This window comes from Pantoea sp. Tr-811 (genome assembly GCF_011752535.1).
Classification (GTDB): Bacteria; Pseudomonadota; Gammaproteobacteria; order Pseudomonadales; family Pseudomonadaceae; genus Aquipseudomonas.
The window spans coordinates 12,734-33,981 of sequence record NZ_VWXJ01000006.1 but is presented as its reverse complement, the minus strand read 5'-3'; the positions used below and the strand labels follow the sequence as shown (position 1 = coordinate 33,981).

Genomic DNA, 21,248 nt, shown 5'->3' with positions numbered 1-21,248 from the left:
TCGTCAGCGCGGCGCGGCTTCGTTGAACTGTGCAGCCTGCAGCTGCAACCGTGGCGGGCCACCCCAGAATGCGCCGTGGCGCACGATCACCCGCTCGTGCAGCGCGGCCGCCACGGCGGCGGCCGCGTTCGCTGCCCTGAACAGCACGAAGCTCGCCTCGTTGCCGACCTGCAGGCCATAGCCCTGCTTGCCCATCACGCCAGCGCTGGCCACCGTGGCCATGTCCAGTGCCACGCGCAGTTCTTCGTCAGTGTTGAAACCCGAGCGGTAGCTGACCAGCATGGCCCGCTGCAGCATGTCGCCGTTGCCGTAGGGCCACCAGGCGTCCTGGATATTGTCGTTGCCGGTGAACACCCGCACGCCACCGGCGCGCAGGCGCAGCACGGGTGGGAAGGCGTGCTCGCCCGGGGCGTTGGTCATGATCGACACACCGGCCTTGGCCAGCACCTGCGCCGTGCGGTCGACCACGCTGTCGGCGACATCGCCCAGGCCATAGGCATGGCTGACCGCCACCAGGCCTTGCATGCCCAGTGCCTCGGTGCGCGTGGCAATGCGCTGAAGCTGGGCAATGCAGATATCGCCGGGCTCGTGCAGGTGGATATCGACCTTCACGCCATGGCGCTCGGCAATGCCGAAGACGATGTCCAACTGGGCTTCGGCGTCGCCGTCCAGGGTCGTTGGGTCGATACCGCCCACCACCTGCACGCCTTCACGCACGGCCGCTTCCATGACCTGGGCGGTGCCGGGGCAGGTGACCACACCGGCCTGGGGGAAGGCCACCAGTTCGATGTCGATCAGGTCTTGCCATTTTTCCCGCACCTGCAACAGGGCTTGCAGGTGGGTCAGGCCGGTGGTGGCGTCCACGTCCACATGGCAGCGCATGGCCATGGTGCCAAACGATGCAGCCTGGCGGATCAGCGCATCGGCGCGCTCGACGATGGGCGGGGCACTGGCCAGTTCGCGCTTTTCCACCGCCAGGCGCTCGCGCAGGCTGGCCACGGGCTGGTGCGGGCGCCAGCGGTCGCCGACGAAGCTCTTGTCCAGGTGAATGTGGCCGTCGACGAAGCCTGGCAGGGCCAGCAGGCCTTCCAGGTCGATGGTTTCACGGGCCGGCTGGTTGGCGCGCTGGGCGCCGATATGGGTGATGCGCCCGCTGTTGACGGCGATGTTGAGGGGCAGGCCATCGGCGTCGATGGCATTGATGAACTCACGGTCGTTCATGACAGGGCCTGTGTAGGGTCGTTAGGCCGCTACGGTAGGGAGGATCGCGGGCTGCCTCCAATTAATTATCAGGATCGACGGCAGTGCGTTTGTGGATGCACGCGCACTGCGCGTTTTCCAGCACGGCCGCGCGCCGTGTACGCGCACTACGTGTTTCCAGCACGGGCGCCGTGTAGGAGCGAGCGCAGCTCGCGATGGGCTGCAAAGCAGCCCCGGCATAATGAGCTGCGAGTCTGAAACCCTGGGGCCGCTGCGCGCCCCATCGCGAGCTCCGCTCGCTCCTACCCGGGCCGCCAATACCCATTAAAAAGCCCACTGCCAGGGAGTTCGATTCTTAACTGTGCAAGCCTGCGCCCACGCCCCAGGATTGGCCACACCAACAATAAGAACAACCTTGGGGGCCTGCCCATGCTCAACGATTCCAAGCGGCTGCGTGCCGCGCTGATTTTCATCGCCTGTACCGCCTTCATCGTCTGTGGTGTACAACCGATTTTCATGGGCTTGGTCAGCGAACAGCTGAACCTGTCGCTCGACCAGCAGGGCTGGGTGGTGTCGGTCGAGATGATCGGCATGACCCTGGGCACCTTGCTGTGCCCACCGCTGATGAAGCGCCACGGTGGGCGCAGCCTGTGCCTGGTGGTCGGGCTGCTGTGCGTGGCCCTGAGCCTGGCCACGGCGTTGGCCAGCACCAGCACGCTGTTGCTGGTGGTGCGCCTGGCAGCCGGCACCTGCGCGGGGCTGGTGTATGCCTACGCGGTGTCGACCCTGGGCCGGCTGCCCAACCAGGACCGCTCGTTCGGGCTCATGCTGTTACTGCAAACCCCGGAGTATTCGCTGTTCTCCGCCGCGCTGCCGCTGCTGGCCGCGCAAAGCGGCACGGTAACGGCGCTCAGTGCATTCGCCTTGTGGTACGTGCTGATCTGCGCCGCCAGCCTGGTACTGCCGCGCCGCCCGGCAGCCGCGCTTGCCCTGGGCGAGGCCTCGCCAGCCCAGGGCGGTTCGGCGCGTACCGGGCGCAGTGCGCTGGTGGGCATGCTGTTCATGCAGATCGCCATCTATTGCGTGTGGGGCTTCATCGACCAGTTGGCCCGCGACCAGGGCATTGGCGGTGTCGACATCGGCTGGGCCTTCGGCCTGTCGGCCATCGGCGGCCTGCCCGGGGCCGGGCTGCCGAGCCTGCTGGGCGCACGGGTCAACCGCCAGTTGATGATTGCCGTGGGGCTGCTGGCAGTGTTCGTCTCCATTGCCATGCTCACTGGCCACACCCGCACGTCGATGCAACTGTTCGTTGCCCTGTTGCTGATCAACTTCGGTTGGGTGCTGTCGCTGTCGTACTACATGGCGCTGATTACCACCAACGACCCCACCGGCAAGCTCACCCCGCTGGTCAGTATCACCCTGATGGGCGCGGCAGCGGTGACGCCGGCCTTGATTGCCCTGTTGGTGCAGGGCTCCAACCCGCAGTTGATCTTCCTGTTGGGCAGCGCTGCGCTGGTGATCGCCTTTGCCGTCACCTGCCTGGGCGCAGGGGGCAGGCGCAAACGCAGTTTTGCATGAGCCAACTTGATGCTTTCACATAGTCGGACTAATACTTAAGCACTGCTGAAAGAGGGATGATCATGCAGACTCGCTTTGTAGTGGTTCCCGCTGTGCCCCTGACCAAAGAAATCCTGCCCCGGCGCCCTGGCTTTCCCGCCGTACTGGGGGAGGGCTACGACCTCTACGACACGCAGGACAAGGTGCGCCTGAGCCTGAGCTTCCCAACCCGGGCCGAAGCCGATTTCTACTGTGCGAGCCGCAACTGCTGCCGCGACGCGCCCGCGCAGGAGATGACCGGGAGCGGCTGAGCCCGGCAGGGCAAGCCCCTGCTTTATAAAGATTTCCCACCTTTTCGGGCGGCCAGGCCATGGCCGCCCCAGCGTCGTGCGTGCCTGAGAACGCTATCCATCTGCCTCTGCGCCCCGCCCTAGAGGGCACGAACGAATGCTTTGCCACTCAACAGTCACAAAGCTGTAACACAGCTGATGCAAAGTGTGCCGGCCATCACAAGGAGCGCTTTTCGATGATTCGCCTGATGAAGTCTGCTGCACTCGCCGTTGCCGTTTCGCTTTGTGCCTCGGGTTCCTTCGCTGCAGAGAACGTTCGCCTGACCGGTTCCGGCGCAAGCTTCCCAGCCCCGATCTACACGACCTGGTTCAAGGACTTCAGCAAGAAGACTGCTGGCGTCACCGTTGACTACCAGTCCAAAGGGAGCGGCGCTGGTGTTCAGGACTTCCTGAACAAGACCGTCGACTTCGCCGCCAGCGACTCGGCCATGAGCGAAGCAGACATCGCCAAGGTCGCCGAAGGCGTCCAGCTGCTGCCGATGACTGCCGGTGAAATCGTCCTGGCCTACAACCTGCCGGGTAACCCGAAAGGCCTGAAGCTGCCACGCGATGTTTACTCCAACATCTTCCTGGGCAAGATCACCAAGTGGAACGACCCACAGATCGTCAAGGCCAACCCAGGCCTGAAGCTGCCTGAGCTGCCGATCACCGTGGTCGTGCGTGCCGACTCCAGCGGCACCAACGCCGTGTTCACCAAGCACCTGTCGGCCATCAACGCCAACTTCAAGCAAGAGCTGGGTGAAGGCAACACCGTCAACTGGCCGGCCACCGACAAGTTCATCAAGTCGCCGAAGAACGATGGCGTGACCGCCACCGTGCGCCAGACCCCGGGCGCCATCGGCTACATCGAGTACGGCTTCGCCAAACTGGCCAAGGTCGACTTCGCCGAGCTGGAAAACAAGGCTGGCCACTACGTCGTGCCGAACGCCGAGAGCGGTGCCGAAGCCCTGGCCGCGGTGAAAATGCCAGAAAACCTGGTCGCCACCCTGCCGGACCCGGAAGGTGCCAAGTCCTACCCGATCACTTCCTACACCTGGATGATCTTCCGCAAGGACAACGGCAACCCGGCAAAAGCCAAGGCCATGCGTGAAATGGTCGAGTACGGCCTGACCACAGGTCAGACGATCGCCGACTCGATGGGCTACATCCCGCTGCCGCCTTCGGTTGTCGAGCAAGTGCGCAAAGCGTCGGAAAACATCAAGTAACACCCCAGGCGCTCCCGGCATGGATTCACGGCCATGCCGGGGGTGTTTGTCCTCTGTCCCGGAATTAGCCCATGAACACACCTTTTGCCATACCGGATAACCCCGATTCCGCGTGCAGGCCACCGTCCACGAAGGATTTTCTGGTAGATCGCACCTTCCGTGCGCTTGCCCGAATCGGTGTGGTGCTGGTGCTGGCGCTGGTCTTCGCGCTGGTATATGAAGTAGGACGCAAGGCACTTCCAGGTATGGAAAAACACGGGCTGGACGTACTGTTCGGCAGCGTGTGGGACGTCAACCAGGGCAAATACGGCATTCTGCCGGCTATCTGGGGCACCCTGTACAGCGCGCTTATCGCCCTGTTGATTGCTGGTTTCTTCGGCATCAGCATGGCCATCTTCCTCACCCAGGATTTCCTGCCGGCCCGGCTTGCCGCGGTGTTTCGCACCATCGTCGAGTTGCTGGCCGCCATCCCCAGCGTCGTCTACGGCCTGTGGGGTATCTACGTGGTAATCCCGGCCATTCGCCCGTTGACCGCCTGGTTGAACAGCGAACTGGGCTGGATCCCGTTCTTCGGCACTTCCCTCAGCGGCCCCGGCCTGCTGCCGGCAGCTTTGGTACTGGCAATCATGATCCTGCCGACCATTGCCGCCGTGTCCCAGGACGCCCTGACCAGCGTGCCGATGAAAACCAAACAGGCCGCCTACGGCATGGGCACGACCCACTGGGAAGCCATCCTCAAGGTCATGGTGCCGTCTGCGGCCACCGGTATTTTTGGCTCCCTGGTACTGGGCCTTGGCCGTGCACTGGGCGAAACCATGGCCCTGGCCATGCTGGTGGGTAACGCCAACACCATTACCCTGTCCCTGTTCGCCCCGGCCAACACCCTGGCAGCGCTGCTGGCGCTGAACTTCCCGGAAGCCGGCCCGAACGAGATCGAAGTGCTGATGTACGCCGCACTGGTCCTGATGTTCATCACCTTGCTGGTGAACGTGTTCGGATCGCTGATCATGCTTTACGCCCAGCGGGGTAACAAATAATGACTGACATCACAGCCCCAGCGAACCCGCTGCCGAGCCTGCAACGCCGCTTCGAAGGCCGCGCCCTGCGCAGTGTCGTGCTGACCACCATGGTCTGGTGCGTCGCCTTGCTGGCCAGCGTGCCGCTGATTTCCGTGCTGTACATGCTGATCACCCGTGGCGGTGCACGCCTGAACCTGGAAGTGTTCACCGAGCTGCCACCGACCGGTTTCGAAATGGGCGGCGGCTTCGGCAATGCCATGGCCGGTACCTTCGTGATGGTGGGCATCGCCGCCGCCATCGCGGTGCCGGTCGGTATCCTGGCCGCCGTGTTCCTCGCCGAGCTCGGCCCGGAGAGCAAGCTGGCCAATGCCTCGCGCTTCGCTGCCAAGATGCTCACGGGCCTGCCGTCGATCCTGGCCGGTGTGTTCGCCTACGCCCTGGTGGTAATGACCACCGGCACCTACTCGGCCCCGGCAGGCGGTGTGGCACTGGCCGTGCTGATGCTGCCGATCGTCGTGCTGACCGCCGAGGAAGCCATGAAGATGGTGCCCAAGATCATGAAGGACGCGGCCTACGGCATGGGTTGCACCCGCGCCCAGGTGGTCTGGAAGATCGTGCTGCCAACCGGCATGCCGGCCATCCTCACCGGCGTCATGCTGGCCGTGGCCCGCGCCGCTGGCGAAACCGCGCCCCTGCTGTTCACCGCGCTGTTCAGCAACTACTGGATCTACCACGAAGGTAGCCTGGCGGTGATGAACCCGACGGCGTCGCTGGCGGTGCTGATCTACAACTTCTCCGGCATGCCGTTCGACAACCAGCTGGAGCTCGCCTGGGCGGCCTCGCTGGTGCTGGTCATGATCGTGCTGGTCGTCAACATTCTTAGCCGTGTATTCGGCAAACCCAAGTATTGAGAAAGGGAGCATCCAACTTGAACGTATCCACTGCGCAGCGAGTCGCTCCCATGGTCGATCAGACACCCGTAGTCATGGACTGCAAGCTCGACAAGATCTTCTATGGCAACTTCATGGCCGTGCGTGACAGCCATGTGCCGATCCGCAAGAACGAGATCACCGGCTTCATCGGCCCTTCCGGCTGTGGCAAGAGTACCGTGCTGCGCAGCCTGAACCGCATGAACGACCTGGTGAAGGGCTTCCGTTTCGAAGGCCACGTGCACTTCCTCGGCCAGGATGTCTACGGCAAGGGCGTGGACCCGGTCGTGGTGCGCCGCTACATCGGCATGGTGTTCCAGCAGCCCAACCCGTTCTCCATGAGCATCTTCGACAACGTGGCCTTCGGCCTGCGCCTGAACCGCTACAAGGGCGACCTGGGTGACCGCGTGAAGCACGCGCTGCAGGGCGCCGCCCTGTGGGACGAGGTCAAGGACAAGCTCAAGGTCAGCGGCCTGGCCCTCTCCGGTGGCCAGCAGCAGCGCCTGTGCATTGCCCGTGCCATCGCCACCGAGCCGGAAGTGCTGCTGCTCGATGAGCCGTGCTCGGCGCTGGACCCGATCGCCACCCGTCGGGTAGAAGAGCTGATGGTCGAGCTGAAAAAGGACTACACCATCGCCCTGGTGACCCACAACATGCAGCAGGCGATTCGCGTGGCCGATACCACGGCGTTCTTCTCGGTCGATATTTCCCAGGGCACCCGTACCGGCTACCTGGTGGAAATGGGCCCGACCACGCAGATTTTCCAGAACCCGCGCGAACAACTGACCAGTGACTACATCAGCGGCAAGTTCAGCTGATTGCACGGCAGGCGCGAGGCAGCCGGGCGCTTGCACCGAAAAGGTGCGAGCGCCTGGCTGCTTTACCTTCCATCGAAAGTGTTACTCAGGATTTCCAATGCGTGCCACGCGTCGACTTGACCTGCCAGCGATAGAACGCGCACTGCGCGAGGTGCAGGGCCGTTTTGCCGAGCTGAGCCGGCATTTCACCGAACCGCGTGACCCGTTTACCGACGAGGTGCTGCACAATGTGGTTGAAGGCTACGCGCTGATTGACGACTATGTCGCACGGGGCGTTGACTTGTTCGACCTGCAGCAGCTGAACCTGATGCTGGAGATCAACGCCACGGTACTGTGCGGCAGCGACCCGGCCCGCCGGCGCGAATTCGCCCAGCACCTTGCAGCGACCGAGGCGCACTTTTTCAACAACGTGGAAGGTGGCATCAAGGACCTGTACAACTGGTACTGCTCGTACCGCAGCGACTCGATCTGGAAGCGCGCGGCGGGTGTGTATGTACGGATCCTCAGCAAGCCACAGCTGTTCATCGAAGGCAACAACCGCACGGGCTCGCTCATCGTCAGCTACCTGCTGATGCGCGCCGGGTTGCCGCCATTCGTGCTGACGCTGGACAACGCCGAGGGTTATTTCAACCCCTCCTCGGTCATACGCAACTCCGCCAAACACGGTGTCAAGGCATTGTACGAATTGCCCAAGATCAAGAAAAAATACGCGGCCTTTCTCGAAGCGAAGGCGCCTGAACCCGATCAGTTCTTCCTGGGTTGCACGGCGCTGCCTGTTCATCGGGGAGGCCACTGATGGCCGGTTCATCGATGCCCGGGCACGGGCGCAGAACGTGGCAGGGCATTGGGCGCAAGGCCCGGCGCCCGCAAGTGCGCATTTCGTTCGATATCGACGACACGCTCGCCTGCCTGCCGCACCACAGCCCCGCCGAGCACAGCAAGCTGCCGGAATGCATTCATCGCTGGTTGGGTGAACCGCTGCGCATCGGTACTCGCTCGCTGATCCGCGAGCTGCGCCGCCAGGGCTGCAGCATCTGGATCTACACCTCGTCGGGGCGCACGCCGTCCTACATTCGGCGTTGGCTGATGCTCTACGGCATTCATGTGGATGGCGTGGTCAACAGCGACCGTCACCACCATGTGGTTTCGGCCCACGGGCTTGAAAATGCCCCGTCGAAGTACCCTCCGGCATTCGACATCGACCTGCACGTGGACGATTCCGAAGGCGTTGGGATCGAGGGCGACGACCATGGTTTCCGCGTGGTAGTGGTAGACCCTGAGGACCAGGCCTGGGCGCAGAAGGTCATGGACGCTGCTGCCCAGGTGCAGGCCCAGCTGAACTGGCAGCAGTCGATGCGCCATGAGGCCCCGGCACCACGCCGCGCCGAAGCCCAGGTTTGCTGAGCGAGTAGCCCTTCGCGAGCTTTGCTCGCTCCTACCGGGCGGATCTTGCGCCGCCCCCTGGTAGGAGCGAGCGCAGCTCGCGATGGGCCGCGCAGCGGCCCCAGTTTCCCAGCACTCGAAATCAGGGCTCCAGCCCGATCCCCCGTAACACCACCGCGGTAATCGTCTGCACCGCCTGCTCGAACTGCTGGTCGCTGAGCGGTTCGTGCCCGTTCAATGCCCGCACCTGGTAATCGAAGTCGGCATAGTGCTGGGTCGATGCCCAGATCATGTACAGCAGGGCGAAGGGCGCGATCGGGCTGATGCGCTTTTCCTCCACCCACTGGCGGATCTTGTCTTCCTTGAGCTTGGCACCGGCCAACAGGTGTTCCTCGATGATGTCGCGAAACAGCGGCGCACCGTGCATGATCTCGTTGGCCCAGAGCTTGGAGCCATGGGGGCGGGTGCGCGAGTGGGTCATCTTTTCCCGCACGTAGCTGGTCAGCACCACCCGTGGGTCATCGAAATGGCTGAAACAGGCACCTTCGCGTTCCCAGTCGCCCAGCAGGTTGACCAGCACTTCCCGGTACAACTCGTCCTTGGTGGTGAAGTAGTAATGCAGGTTGGAGCGCGGCAGGTCGGCGCGCTTGGCGATATCGATCATCGAGGTGCCAGCGTAACCTTGTTCGGCAAAAACCTGCTCGGCCGCGAGCAGGATCTTCTCGACGTTCTTGCGGCGAATCTTGATCTTGTGGTTACTCATTCCATTTCCGACACTGGTGCTTTTGGCAGTAAACATCTGACGCCCTTGCAAAGGTGGGCGCCACATCCTGTGGCGCCCGTTGGCAGGATCCTACACCCAAGGCTCAGGGCGCGAGGAGGTAGATTTGTGCGTACATCGGCCAATGGTCAGACACGCCTTCGGGGTACTGGCCGCCGTTGAAGCGCGCCGGCGTGCCCCATTTGTTCACCTGGTAGGGGCTGGCCTTGGGCATGTGGATACTGGCGCTGTCCACCTTCCAGCCGTTGAAGCCTGCGCCGCTCATCGCCTGGGGGAACAGCAGGATGTCGAAGAACGACCACTGCCGCTCGCGCGGGTAGTAATAGCTGCCCTTGCAGCCGTCGCAGCCGATCAGGTGCGACACGCTCCAGGTGCTGGCGAGGGTGTCGGCGATGTAATGGTGCTTGGCTTCTTCACCGGCGTTGATGTTGAAGTCACCGCCCACGATCGGCAGCACATCAGCCGGCAACTGCCGCTTGAGCTCGGCCAGGTATTCCACGGCCTGGCGGCGCAGGTAGCCAGGGCCGCCACCGGAGGGCAGGTGCACGGCGAACACCGAGGCTTTCTGGCCGCCTGGCAGCAACAGGCGAACTTCGAGGATGCCGCGGGTCTTGCCGGTCTTGTCCGAGGTATTGCCTTGCTCGTCGTGATAAGGCACCCGGTGCAGAACCGGCGCGCCCCATTGCGGCAGGCGGCTCAGCACGGCCGTGTCGATACCGCGCTCGTCCCAGCCCTCCAGCAGCACCCGGGTCTGGTAGGCGGATGCGCCGAGGTGGCCATTGAGCCGCTCCAGTACCGCGCGGTTTTCCACTTCTTCAAGCAACAGGATATCCGGCCCGCGGCCGCCATCGGTCTGGCTGATAACACTGGCCAGGCGGGTGAGCTTCTGCTCCAGCCGAGCCTCGGTCCAGTCATTGCTTTCGCATTCCTGGCGCCAGGCCGGCACGCTGATGCGCGTGCAGGTGGCCAGGTACTCGGGGTGCGCCTGCTTCACGCTCAGGGGCAGGTAGGCGTAGTCGTCCTTGCCCGGGTCATGGGCCGTGTCGAACAGGTTTTCGACGTTGTAGGCCATCAGCGAAACGCGCGTTTCAGCGTGCTCGGCAACCGGCGCGGTGGCGCAGCCGGCAAGGCCCAGGGCCAACAGCAGCGGCAGGTGCCGCAAACGGGGAGTGTGCATGGCGATTCTCGCGTGTCAGGAGCCAGGGCGGCCGGCGACCAGCGCAGCATTGAGCAACTGCGCCAGGCGCACCGAGGCCAGTTGCACCTGCTGTTCGGCGACGGGCACGAAGGTGCTCATGTAGCTGGCATCGAAGCCGCCGGTGCGGGTGGGTTTTTCATTCATCAGCTTGTCGCCACGGCTGTATTCCTTGCCGGTGCGGTTGTAGGCCAGGGTCTTGGCACTGTAGTCGGTGTCGCCCCCGTCATCGTCGTCCATGCCCTGCTTGCTCGGCAGCTTGCGCTTGCCGGCGGCCTTCTGCGGGTAGATGTTGTCGTCACGCACGATGCGGCAGGCTTGTTGCGACCACTGCGCCGGGTTGCTGGAGTCGGCGGCGGGCAGGCCTTGCTGCAGCTTGTCGGCATAGGCCTTGACGTCGAGGCGGGCCGCGCCCAGCAGGAAGTCATCCCACACCTGGCGCAGGTTGTAGGACTTGCCGGCGGCCTGTACCGGGTAGTCGTAGCCGCCACGGTCATCCTTGAAGCTGTTGTTCAGCGGCGAGCTGGCATCGCTGACGTGGTGGATGAGAAACAGCATGGCCATCAGCCGGGCTTGGTTCGGTGCCTTGGGGTCGGCCAGCGCCGTGCGGTTCTGCTCGATGGCGGCCACGGTGCAGGCGCCATCGGGGCAGTCGCGGGTCAGTTGGAAGGTGCAATCGTCACTTTTGTAGACCACCATGCGCTGGTTGCGGGTGTTTTCCCACAGCACGCGGTTTTGCGGGTTCTTCTCCAGGTTGCCGGCCCAGTTGGCGACCACGGCCAGGTCGTTCTGCTTGATCTGGCCGAGCAGGCGCAGGGCTTCTGCCTTGGCCTCGGGGGTGAGCTGGCGCTGCGCCAGTTCACCCACCAGGGCTGTGCCTTGCTGGCCCCAGGCCAATACCTGGCCAGCCCACAGGCTGGCAGCCAGCACCAGGCCATTGTTCAGGCATTTGCGTAACGTCACGTGCAGTTCTCCTTATTGCAGGTTGGGGTATAGGGCATCGAGGAATGCTTGCCCGTGGTCACAGGGGGGCAGGGCGAAAAACTGCGCCAGGGTCTGGCCGATGTCGGCAAAACTGCCCCGGGCACCGAGGCAGGTGCTGTGCAGGCCTGGGCCCCATACCAGCAGCGGCACGTGCTCGCGGGTGTGATCCGTGCCGGGCGCACTGGGGTCGCAGCCATGGTCGGCGGTGATGATCAGCACATTGCCTGGCTGCAGGCGTGCCAGCAGTTGCGGCAGGCGCCGGTCGAAGGCTTCCAGGGCAGCGGCGTAGCCGGCGATATCGCGGCGATGCCCATACAGCGTGTCGAAGTCGACGAAGTTGCTGAACACCAGGGTATTGCCCGGTGCCTGGGCCAGCGCGGCGAGGGTGGCGTCGAACAAGGCGTCGTTGCCTTCGGCCTTGAACTGCCGGCTGATACCACGCTGGGCGAAGATGTCGCCCACCTTGCCCACGGCGAACACCTGGCCGTCGGCGGCGCACAGGCGGTCGAGCAAGGTTGGCGCCGGGGGTTGCACGGTGTAGTCGCGGCGGTTGCCGGTGCGGCTGAAGTTACCGGCGTGCTCGCCAGTGAAGGGGCGGGCGATGACCCGGCCAACGCCATAGGCGTCGCACAGTTCGCGGGCCAGCGCGCACAGGCTGTACAGCCGCTGCAGGCCAAAATGCTGTTCATGGGCGGCAATCTGCAGCACGCTGTCGGCGCTGGTGTAGACGATCGGCTTGCCGCTTTGCAGGTGCGCCTCGCCCAGCTGGCTGATGATCTCGGTGCCGCTGGCGTGGCAGTTGCCGAGCAGGCCGGGCAAATGGCCGCGGGCGATCAGGGCGTTCAGCAGCGCGGGCGGGAAACTGTTATGCCGTGCCGGGAAGTAGCCCCAGTCGAACAGCACCGGCACCCCGGCCATTTCCCAATGCCCCGAGGGGGTGTCCTTGCCGCTGGACAGCTCCTGGGCATAGCCCCAGGCACCTTCGGCCACTGTGTCGGCGCTGAACCCTGGCGGTAGCACCCCGGCGCTGAGCGCCGCAGCATGGCCAAGGCCAATCCGTGCCAGCGTGGGCAACTGCAGCGGCCCCTGGCGGCCATTGCCGTCGGCCTCGCCACGGGCGCAGGCCTGGGCGATATGCAGCAAGGTATTGGCCCCGGCGTCGCCAAAGCGCCCGGCATCGGCGCTGGCACCAATGCCCAGGGAGTCGAGCACCAGCAACAAGGCGCGTTTCATGCAGGCTCCAGGCACACGCCAGCGAACAGCGCGGGCGCCTCGACCGGCGCGCTGGCGATGCGGTACGCGGCCTGCACCGCGGCAACCGCACGCTCGGCCTGGGCCAGGTCCTGGGCATGCACCCTTGCCAGCGGTTGCCTGGCCGCCACGGCCTCGCCAGGGAAGCACAGCTGGCTTAGCCCCACGGCCGGGTCGATGCGGTCTTGCGGGGTGCGCCGGCCGCCGCCGAGGGCAACCACTGCCAGGCCGATTGCGCGGGTATCGATGCACTGCACGATACCGGCTTGCGGTGCCGGCACCGGAATCACCAGCGGGGCCTGGGGCAGGTGGCGGTGCGGTTGCTGCACCAGGTCGCCCGGCCCACCCAGTGCCTGCACCATGTGGGCAAAACGCTGCAGCGCCGCGCCACTGTGCCAGGCTTCAAGCAGCTGCTCGCGGGCATGCTCAAGGTCGCGCGCCAGCCCGGCGCACACCAGGGCCTGCTCGGCCAGCGCCAGGGTCACCTGCCACAGGCGCGGGCTGCGCACTTCGCCGCGCAGCAGGGCGATGGCTTCCTCCACCTCCAGGGCATTGCCTGCCGAGCGTGCCAGTGGCTGGCTCATGTCGGTGATCAGCGCCCGGGTGCGCACGCCGCTGCCATTGGCCACGGCCACCACGCTGCGGGCCAGGGCAGCGGCGTCGTCGGGCGCGGCCATGAACGCGCCGTTGCCGACCTTGACGTCGATCAGCAGGGCATCCAGCCCGGCCGCCAGTTTCTTGCTGAGAATCGAGGTGACGATCAGGTCGATCGACTCCACCGTGCCGGTGACATCGCGAATGGCGTACAGCCGTTTGTCCGCCGGGGCCAGGTCATGGGTTTGGCCGATGATCGCGCAGCCAACGCGCTCGACCACCTCGCGCAGCCGGGCCATGCTGGGCTGGCTGTCGTAGCCCGGGATACTGTCGAGCTTGTCGAGGGTGCCGCCGGTATGGCCCAGGCCACGCCCGGAGATCATCGGCACGTAGCAGCCGCATGCCGCCAGCAGCGGGGCCAGCACCAGGCTGACCAGGTCGCCGATGCCGCCGGTGGAGTGCTTGTCCACCACCGGGCCTGGCAGGTTCCAGCGCAGCACCTGGCCGGAGTCGCGCATGGCTGTGGCCAGGGCGACCCGTTCCTCGACATTCAGGCCCTTGAGCAGCACGGCCATGGCGAAGGCAGCAGCCTGGCCTTCGCTGATGCTGAGGTCGGTGATGCCGTTGACGAAGCGGCGGATGTCGGCATCGTCGAGTACCTTGCCGTCGCGTTTGCGGCGGATCACTTCCTGTGCCAGCCACGCCATCAGTAGGCCCCCCCGGCGTTGTTGCCTGGCGCACCGTGCAGGTGCCCGAGCAAGTCGCCCAGCAGGCTGGAGGCGCCAAAGCGCAGGTGCCGGGGCGATACCCATTGGGCGCCGTTGATACGCTCGGCGAGGTCCAGGTAAACCTGCGCATCGGCCAGGGTCTTCATGCCCCCAGCTGGCTTGAAGCCCACGTTGGCATCCAGGCTGGCGATGCATTCGAGCATGATCTGCGCCGCACCCACGGTGGCGTTGACGGTCACCTTGCCGGTGCTGGTCTTGATGAAGTCAGCGCCTGCGGCAATGGCCTGCAGGCTGGCCTGGCGGATCAGCGCAGGCTCGGCCAGCTCGCCGGTTTCCAGAATCACCTTGAGCAAGGCGCGGCCACTGCACAGCTGCTTGCATGCCTGCACCAGGGCCGCGCCGCTGTCGGCATCGCCGGCCAGCAGGGCACGGTAGGGGTAGACCACGTCGATTTCATTGGCGCCATCGGCCAGGGCCTGGCGGGTTTGTGCCAGCACCTCGGGCAACGCGGCGTTACCGCTGGGGAAGTTGGCCACGCAGGCCACCGCGATGGCCTGCCCGCCAAGCGCATCGAGGGTACGCCGCGCCAGGGCGGCGAAGCGTGGGTAGACGCACACCGCCGCCACCGGCCCTGCCGGGGTCATGGCGCGCTGGCACAGCGCCTGGATCTGCGCGTCGTCGTCATCGTCATTGAGGGAAGTGAGGTCCAGCAGCGCAATCAGCGTGCGCGCGCGTTCAGCGTCGATATCAGTCATTTCAAGTTCACGCAAAGGCTGTGGAAGGAGTGTCAGAGGGCCAGGAAAACCCCGGCCAGTGCCGCGCTCATCAGGTTGGACAGGGTGCCGGCCACGACCGCCTTGAGCCCCAGGCGGGCAATGTCGGCCCGCCGTTCGGGGGCCATGATGCCCAGGCTGCCCAGCTGGATGCCGATCGATGCCAGGTTGGCAAAACCGCACAGGGCGAAGGTGACGATCGCCTGGGCCTGGGCGCTGAGCACCGGCACGCCTTTGGCAGCGGCCTGGGCCGGGTCGAGGTGGCGGGCGAAGTCGGCGTAGGCGACGAACTCGTTGAGCACCAGCTTTTCGCCGATCAAGCCACCTGCGGTGATCGCCTCGTGCCAAGGCACGCCCAGCACGAAGGCCAGCGGTGCCAGGCCGTGGCCGAGAATCAGCTGCAGGTTCAGTTGCGGCAGGCCGAACCAGCTGCCGGTCCAGCCGAGCAGGCCGTTGAGCAGGGCGATCAGGCCAATGAAGGTGAGCAGCATGGCGCCGACATTCAGCGCCAGGTGCAAGCCTGCGGAGGCACCGATGGCGGCGGCATCGATGACATTGGCCGGCTGGCCTTGCCCATGCCCCGGCGCCTCGTGCGCCTGCTCATGGGGCTGTTCGGTTTCCGGCTCCATCAGCTTGGCCATCAGCAGGCCGCCCGGGGCGGCCATGAAGCTGGCGGCGATCAGGTACTTGAGCTCAACGCCAAGGCTGGCGTAGCCGATCAGCACGGAGCCGGCCACCGAGGCCATGCCCCCGGCCATCACCGCGAACAATTCCGAGCGGGTCAGGCGGGCGACGTAGGGGCGAATCACCATGGGCGCTTCGGTCTGGCCGACGAAGATGTTCGCCGTGGCGGCCATCGCTTCGGTGCGGCTGGTGCCCAGCAGGCGCTGCAAGGTGCCGCCGATCACTTGGATGACCACGCGCATGATGCCCAGGTAGTAGAGCACGGCGATGAAGCTGCTGAAGAACACGATCACCGGCAACACGCGAATGGCGAACACGAAACCACCGCTGCCGAACACCTCCGCCATGCGCGTGCTGCTCAGGCCACCGAAGATGAAGTCGATGCCCTGGTTGGCATAATCCTGCAACGACGCCACCGAGGCGGAAATGCCGCCCAGGGCGCTTTGGCCCCAGGGCACGTAAAGGGCAAAGGCGCCCAGCCCGGCTTGCACGGCGAAGGCGGTGACAACGGTGCGTAAACGAATGGCCTTGCGGTTGCTGGACAGCACCACGGCCACCAGCAACAGCACCACGATACCGATCAAGCCCATCGAACAGTTCCTGAAAAAAGGTCAGCAGGTTGGCTTCAAAACGCCTGGAAGGCCCCGGGCAGCAACTGCCCGGCGGTCCAGTGCCGCGTCGCCGTGGCGTCGTGGCCCACGCAAATCACCGGGCAGCCGGGGGGCAGCAGTTCGAGCATCACCTGGCGGCAGGCGCCACAGGGCGAGATCACCGGCACCTTGGGTGCATACACCAGCATGGCCTTGAAGCTGCCGGGGGCCAGGCCCTGGCTGATGGCACTGAACAGCGCGCTGCGTTCGGCGCAGTTGGTCAGGCCGTAGGACACGTTCTCCACGTTGCAGCCGCGGATCACCCGGCCATCGTGGGTCAGCAGCGCGGCGCCGACCGGAAACGCCGAGTGCGGGCACCAGGCACTGTCGGCAGCGGCCATGGCCTCTGGCAGCAGCAGAGCCTGCAGGGCCAGCCCGTGTTCATGGCGCATGGCTGAGCACCTGTGCGGAAACGTTGCGGATGCGCTGCTGGGCCTGGTCAAAACCTGCGGGCTGGCCTGCACGGTCCTGGGCCTGCAGGTAGGCGATCATCGACTCCAGGTCGTTGATGCCGGTGTCGAGCCGGTCGGTCGCCTGCTTGAGCACGGTGAAGTTGTCGCCGCCTTCGGCCAGGAAGCTGTTCATGACGATGCGGTAGGGTTGCTCGGGCTGCACCGGTTGGCCATCGACCTTGAGGCTGTCGACAAGCACGCGCTGGCCCTTGGGCAGGCTGCCATCCCACTGGTAGCTCAGCGACGCCGAGGGCTGCAACGGGTAGAAGCCCATGCCGCCGTCCTGCCATTGCTGCTCCAGCAGTTCACGCAACTGCGCGCCGGTGAGGGTTAGCAGGGTGAGGCTGTTGTTGAACGGTTGCACCGTGGCCACCTGGCCGTAGTTGACCTGTTCCTGGCCGGGCTGCAGGGTCAGGTCCATGCGCATGCCGCCCTGGTTCATCAGCGCCACCTGGGCGCCGAGGTCACGGGTGGCGGCCAGTTGCGAGTCGGCGATCAGGTCGCCCATGGGCGACTCGCCGGCCTCGTTGGTAACCCGCAGCACCTCGCGGGCCGCCAGGCGCGCCACCGGCTTGCCCAGCCGGGCCTGGCTGCGGGCCTCAACCTCGGCCAGCAGCGGGGCGATCTCGGGGCTGGCGCTGTAACGGGCGGCGTCCACCACCAGGTTGTTGGCTTTGACTGCCAGCAAGCGGTGCTGGGTGGTGTCCACGGTCAAGGTCAGCTGGGTGAGCAGGCGGCCGAAGGAGGCGCCCTGGGTCACCAGCTTGTCGCCCAGGCGGCACAGGTAGCCTTCGTGGGTGTGGGCGGTGACCACCACCTTGATTTGCGGGTCGAGGCGCTTGGCCACGTCCACCACGTCGCCCTTGAGCTGGCTGCAGTCTTGTTGGTCGAAGCGCTCGGGGGTGTTGCCGCCCTGGTGGATCACCGCGACGATGGCGTCGACCTTCTGCTGGCGCAGTTCCGGCAGCAGGGCATTGATGGCCTCGGCCTCGTCCAGGGTGGCCAGGCCTTCCATGCTGCGGGCACTGACGTAGGCATCGACATTGCGCAAGGTGGCGCCCACGAAGGCAATGCGGGCACCGTGGGCCTGTTCGATGCGGTAGGGGGCGAACAGCGGTTTGCCGCTTTGTTTGTCGATCAGGTTGGCGGAGATGTACGGAAAGCCCGCGCCCTTGTAGGCCGTGTCGAACTGGCAGGCCTGTTCGCGGCTGGACTGGCAGCCACCGTCGATCTGGCGCAGCAGCTCGGCCTTGCCGTGGTCCAGCTCATGGTTGCCGACCACCGAGAATTTCAGCCCCAGCAAGTGCAGCGCTTGCAGGCTCGGCTCGTCCGCCCACATCGAGGAAATCGGCGGGCTGCCGCCGACCATGTCGCCTGCGCCAATCAGCAGCAGTTGCGGGTCTTGCTGGCGCAACTCGGCCAGCGCGCCGCTGAGCGGCCCCAGCCCACCGGCCTTGAGTTTCACCGGGCCGTTGGCATCAGGGTACTGGAACGGGCTGGCCAGCAGGTTGCCGTGGAAGTCGTTGAGGGCGGCAATGTGAACATCGACCGGGGCCGGGGCTTTCTGGCAACCGCTGGCCAGCAGCACGGCGGCCAGCAGCAGGGGGAACGAGCGTTTGGCGAAAGGCGCGTACGACATGGGGGCTCCCGGGGGTTCAGGCAGGTTGCAGGGCAGTGGCAGGGGCGCCGGCCGGCTTGGCGGCGAACGCGGTGCCCATGCCGGCGCGCAGCAGAAGCATCTTCAGGTGGTCGGTGATCAGTTCCAGGCGGTCTTGCAGGTGGTTGTTGAACACCAGGCCCACCAGGGCAATGGCAATACCCAGGGCGGTGGCGTACAGCGCAGTGCCGATACCGCGCGACACTTCGCCAGGGTCGGAAACGCCCGCCTCGGCCAGCGCCTTGAAGGTGTCGATGATCCCCAGGATGGTGCCGAGCAGGCCCAGCAGCGGCGCGCCGGCCACCACCGCTTCAAGAATCCACAGGCTGCGCGAGAGCCTGCCGCGCATGCCGATGTAGATGGCCTGGCCAAGGTCTTCCAGCTCCGCGTGCGAGTGCAGTTGGCCACGGCCTTCGAACAGTTGGCGCAGCAGTTCCAGCGGCAGGCTGTCGCGCTCACGCAGCTCGGCCGGCAGTTCGTTGAACTGGCGCACTTTCTTGTGCAGGGCCGCTTCCAGGGCGCGTGCCTTGCGCAGGTTGTAGGCGAAGAAGATGCCCCGTTCCACCACCACGAAGGCGGCGAGGGCGGCAGCGCCGTACATGATGTAGAAGGTGATGTCGTGCAGCAGGTCCATGTTCATGGCGGGTTACCTCGGTTCAGCGCAGAAAGGGCGGGGCCGGCCCAGGGCTGGCCCCGGTTCAGGGTCAGAATTCAGCTTCGAACGACACCGCGACGGTCTGCTCTTCGCCGATGTTGTAGTACGGCGTGCCGATGGTGCTGCGGTTGTTCGCGCCACCGGTGCCAAAGCCTGGGTTGTACTGCGCGGAGGTGAAGGCCACGCTGTCGACGCCGCTCAGGTACTCGCGGTTGAACAGGTTGCTGACCGACAGGCGCACGGCGGCGCTCTTCATGTACTGCTTGTTCACCGGCAGGCGGTAGCCCAGGTTCAGGTCCACGGTGGTGAAGTGCGGAATCGACTGGTCGTTGGTCATGTCGCCGTACTGGTTGTCGACGAACTTGCCGATGACGTTGCCGTAGAAGCGCCCGTCGTCGTAGCCCAGGCTCAGGTTGAACATGTTCTTCGGCACACCGGCCACCTGCTTGCCCTTGGTGGGCAGGTCGATGCCGTAGTAGCTGATGGTGTCCTGCTGCTCGGCCTCGGTGTAGGTGTACGAGGCGTAGTAGTTGAAGTTGTGTGGCAGCAGCCCGCTCCACTCCAGCTCCAGGCCACGGTTTTTCACTTCACCGACGTTGAGCATCTCGTAGTCGCCGGTGATCTGGTTGCGGCTGGAGATCTGCCGGTTCTTGAACTGCAGGTAGAACAGGGTGGCGCTCAGCGCCATGTCGTCGCTGGCATAGCGCCAGCCAAGCTCGTTGTTCCAGCTCAGCTCAGGCTTCAGGCTCATCGAGTCGCCGCCGTTGTACAGCACATAGTTCGGTGGCGTGCGCATGGCGCGCGAGACGCTGTAGAACACCGAGTTCTCGGTATCGAGCTGGTACTTGGCGTTGAAGCTCGGCAGGAATTCGTGGTACGTGGCATCACGTTTGGCCGGCGTGTCGTAGAGGCTGGCACGCAGGTTGCCATCACGCTCGGAATGCTCGTAGGCCACGCCGCCGCTCAGGGTCAGGTCGGAGGTGACGTTCCAGGTGTCCTGCACGAACAGCTTGTGCGACGGGGTGATGGTGAAGTAGTTGCGGCCCTGCACCACGTTGCCATTGGCATCGCGCACCTGGTTGGAGTCGTTGTATTCGGCCCACAGGTCGGTTGGGCTGCCATCGGCGTTCAGCGGTACGAAGGGCTGGCTCTGGCGCTGGCGGGCGCGCTCGTACCAGTAGCCGACGTCCAGGGTGTGCTCGTCGTTCACCGCCCAGCTCAGCTTGGTGTTGATGCCAGGGCGCCAGGTTTCGGTCCAGGACGGGCGGTAGTAACGGCCGCTGACCGGGTTGCCATCGGCGTTGTACTGGGCCGAGGTTTTCAGGTTGCTGAGGTCGTAGTTGCCGCTGGAGCTGGTGGTGCTGAACAGGGTGGCCGGCGAGCCGAAGGCGCTGTAGCTACCGCCGTTGGCATAGTAGTAATAGGGCTGCACGGTCAGTTGCAGGTCGTCGCGCAACTGGAAGCGCCCGGTCACCGTGGCGCTCATGGTTTCGAACGGGTTGACGCTGGTCTTGTAGCTGGCGGTGGTCAACTTGCCGGTGGTGGGGTTGTAGGTCGGTGCGTTGGGGAAATCGTAGTCGTGGTCCGAATGGTACTGGGCCAAGCTCGGCTTCACGTATTTGAAGTTTTCCTGTTTGTGGTATTTGATCAGGGCATTGATGCTGTTGCCTTCACCAAACTTGTACAGGCTGTTGAGTTCGAACTTTTCGGCGTCGAGGTCGCCTTTGCCTTTCCATTTGTCGCTGTTGGTCTTGGACGCGGAAATGTAGTTGCTCAGGCCGTTGTATTCACCGGTATTCAAACGGACGAACGTCTTGTCCAGGTTGTTGCTGCCGATGGTTTGCTTGATGAACACGCCGGCGTCTTTGCTCGGGGCCATCGACACCAGGCCAATGTTGCCGCCGCTGGCGCCGATATGCGGCGCGTCGAGTTCCGAGGAGCCCTGGGTGAGGAAGATTTCCTGCAGGTTCTCCGGGTCGCCCAGCAGGTTGGGGTACATGGAGAAGTCGCCGGAGTCGTTGATCGGAATGCCGTCCATGGTCACCCCGACCTGGCTTGCCTGCATGCCGCGCATGGTGAAGGAAAAGCCGCTGAGGCCGGTGCTGTCGTCGCTGGACACGTTGACGCCAGGGGTGTACTTGAGCTTGTCGATACCGTTGCCGGTGGGCGACATCTTCTCCAGCGCTTCCTTGGTCACGGTGGAGCGTGCCTTGGCCGCTTCTTCCTGAACCATCATGCCGTTGCCCAGGGTTTGCCCGGTGACATTGACGTCGCCGATATCCACCGAGTCTTCGGCAAACGACGCAGCCGTCCAGCCACCACACCCGACCGCCAGCAAGGTAACAAACAACTTATTCAACTTCACCACACATCCCCTTTGTAA

Annotated in this window: 20 protein-coding genes; 8 read left to right on the top strand and 12 right to left on the bottom strand. The window is 64.8% G+C overall.

Annotated elements, in window-relative coordinates:
* Nucleotides 1-3 precede the first annotated feature (3 nt).
* On the bottom strand, nucleotides 4-1,221 hold the full coding sequence (locus F3J44_RS11000; RefSeq protein ID WP_167272290.1) for an amidohydrolase family protein: 1,218 nt from the start codon (nucleotides 1,219-1,221) through the stop codon (nucleotides 4-6).
* 408 nt (nucleotides 1,222-1,629) lie between these two features.
* On the opposite strand from F3J44_RS11000, the gene F3J44_RS10995 reads away from it, so the two are divergent.
* The 8 genes from F3J44_RS10995 (at nucleotide 1,630) to F3J44_RS10960 (ending at nucleotide 8,482) form a co-directional block, all read left to right on the top strand.
* Nucleotides 1,630-2,778, top strand: coding sequence for an MFS transporter (locus F3J44_RS10995; RefSeq protein WP_167272286.1), 1,149 nt, complete (start codon nucleotides 1,630-1,632; stop codon nucleotides 2,776-2,778).
* A 62-nt stretch (nucleotides 2,779-2,840) separates the two neighbouring features.
* Nucleotides 2,841-3,068, top strand: a complete 228-nt coding sequence (locus F3J44_RS10990; RefSeq protein WP_205299824.1) for a hypothetical protein — start codon at nucleotides 2,841-2,843, stop codon at nucleotides 3,066-3,068.
* A gap of 215 nt (nucleotides 3,069-3,283) precedes the next feature.
* On the top strand, nucleotides 3,284-4,312 hold the full coding sequence (gene pstS / locus F3J44_RS10985; RefSeq protein WP_167272280.1) for a phosphate ABC transporter substrate-binding protein PstS: 1,029 nt from the start codon (nucleotides 3,284-3,286) through the stop codon (nucleotides 4,310-4,312).
* Nucleotides 4,313-4,383: 71 nt separating this feature from the next.
* The gene (gene pstC, locus F3J44_RS10980; protein ID WP_167272277.1) at nucleotides 4,384-5,349 is read left to right on the top strand and encodes a phosphate ABC transporter permease subunit PstC; all 966 of its coding nucleotides are present in this window, start codon (nucleotides 4,384-4,386) and stop codon (nucleotides 5,347-5,349) included.
* Entirely contained in the window at nucleotides 5,349-6,242 is an 894-nt protein-coding gene (pstA, locus tag F3J44_RS10975) for a phosphate ABC transporter permease PstA (protein WP_167272275.1), read from the top strand. The genes pstC and pstA overlap by 1 nt, the downstream gene beginning before the upstream one ends.
* 50 nt (nucleotides 6,243-6,292) lie before the next feature.
* The gene (gene pstB, locus F3J44_RS10970) at nucleotides 6,293-7,078 is read left to right on the top strand and encodes a phosphate ABC transporter ATP-binding protein PstB (protein WP_205299823.1); all 786 of its coding nucleotides are present in this window, start codon (nucleotides 6,293-6,295) and stop codon (nucleotides 7,076-7,078) included.
* 97 nt (nucleotides 7,079-7,175) lie between these two features.
* The gene (locus F3J44_RS10965; RefSeq protein ID WP_167068873.1) at nucleotides 7,176-7,874 is read left to right on the top strand and encodes a hypothetical protein; all 699 of its coding nucleotides are present in this window, start codon (nucleotides 7,176-7,178) and stop codon (nucleotides 7,872-7,874) included.
* The gene (locus F3J44_RS10960; protein WP_167272272.1) at nucleotides 7,874-8,482 is read left to right on the top strand and encodes a hypothetical protein; all 609 of its coding nucleotides are present in this window, start codon (nucleotides 7,874-7,876) and stop codon (nucleotides 8,480-8,482) included. Before F3J44_RS10965 ends, F3J44_RS10960 begins: the two co-directional genes overlap by 1 nt.
* A 121-nt stretch (nucleotides 8,483-8,603) precedes the next feature.
* On the opposite strand, the gene F3J44_RS10955 is transcribed toward F3J44_RS10960, so the two are convergent.
* The 11 genes from F3J44_RS10955 to F3J44_RS10905 all read right to left on the bottom strand — a co-directional run bounded on the left by F3J44_RS10955 (nucleotide 8,604) and on the right by F3J44_RS10905 (nucleotide 21,230).
* On the bottom strand, nucleotides 8,604-9,224 hold the full coding sequence (locus tag F3J44_RS10955) for a TetR/AcrR family transcriptional regulator (protein WP_167068867.1): 621 nt from the start codon (nucleotides 9,222-9,224) through the stop codon (nucleotides 8,604-8,606).
* 103 nt (nucleotides 9,225-9,327) lie between these two features.
* Complete coding sequence (locus F3J44_RS10950) at nucleotides 9,328-10,419, bottom strand: endonuclease/exonuclease/phosphatase family protein (RefSeq protein WP_205299822.1); 1,092 nt, start codon at nucleotides 10,417-10,419, stop codon at nucleotides 9,328-9,330.
* A 15-nt stretch (nucleotides 10,420-10,434) separates the two neighbouring features.
* On the bottom strand, nucleotides 10,435-11,400 hold the full coding sequence (locus F3J44_RS10945) for a S1/P1 nuclease (protein WP_167272270.1): 966 nt from the start codon (nucleotides 11,398-11,400) through the stop codon (nucleotides 10,435-10,437).
* Nucleotides 11,401-11,412: 12 nt separating this feature from the next.
* Nucleotides 11,413-12,654: a phosphopentomutase gene (locus F3J44_RS10940; protein ID WP_167272267.1), complete on the bottom strand. Its 1,242-nt coding sequence runs from the start codon at nucleotides 12,652-12,654 to the stop codon at nucleotides 11,413-11,415.
* A complete protein-coding gene (gene deoA, locus F3J44_RS10935) occupies nucleotides 12,651-13,973 on the bottom strand; it encodes a thymidine phosphorylase (RefSeq protein WP_167272264.1) in 1,323 nt (440 codons plus the stop codon). The genes F3J44_RS10940 and deoA overlap by 4 nt, the downstream gene beginning before the upstream one ends.
* Nucleotides 13,973-14,749 (bottom strand): deoxyribose-phosphate aldolase, encoded by a 777-nt coding sequence (gene deoC, locus F3J44_RS10930; RefSeq protein ID WP_167068852.1) that lies wholly within the window; start codon nucleotides 14,747-14,749, stop codon nucleotides 13,973-13,975. The genes deoA and deoC overlap by 1 nt, the downstream gene beginning before the upstream one ends.
* A gap of 32 nt (nucleotides 14,750-14,781) precedes the next feature.
* Nucleotides 14,782-16,041, bottom strand: a complete 1,260-nt coding sequence (locus tag F3J44_RS10925; RefSeq protein WP_167272261.1) for a NupC/NupG family nucleoside CNT transporter — start codon at nucleotides 16,039-16,041, stop codon at nucleotides 14,782-14,784.
* 35 nt (nucleotides 16,042-16,076) lie between these two features.
* Nucleotides 16,077-16,493, bottom strand: a complete 417-nt coding sequence (locus tag F3J44_RS10920; protein WP_167068847.1) for a cytidine deaminase — start codon at nucleotides 16,491-16,493, stop codon at nucleotides 16,077-16,079.
* Complete coding sequence (locus F3J44_RS10915; protein WP_167272258.1) at nucleotides 16,483-18,192, bottom strand: bifunctional UDP-sugar hydrolase/5'-nucleotidase; 1,710 nt, start codon at nucleotides 18,190-18,192, stop codon at nucleotides 16,483-16,485. The genes F3J44_RS10920 and F3J44_RS10915 overlap by 11 nt, the downstream gene beginning before the upstream one ends.
* A 16-nt stretch (nucleotides 18,193-18,208) precedes the next feature.
* Nucleotides 18,209-18,850: a MotA/TolQ/ExbB proton channel family protein gene (locus F3J44_RS10910; protein ID WP_167068841.1), complete on the bottom strand. Its 642-nt coding sequence runs from the start codon at nucleotides 18,848-18,850 to the stop codon at nucleotides 18,209-18,211.
* A 64-nt stretch (nucleotides 18,851-18,914) separates the two neighbouring features.
* Nucleotides 18,915-21,230: a TonB-dependent receptor gene (locus F3J44_RS10905; protein WP_167272255.1), complete on the bottom strand. Its 2,316-nt coding sequence runs from the start codon at nucleotides 21,228-21,230 to the stop codon at nucleotides 18,915-18,917.
* Between the last annotated feature and the right edge of the window lie 18 nt (nucleotides 21,231-21,248).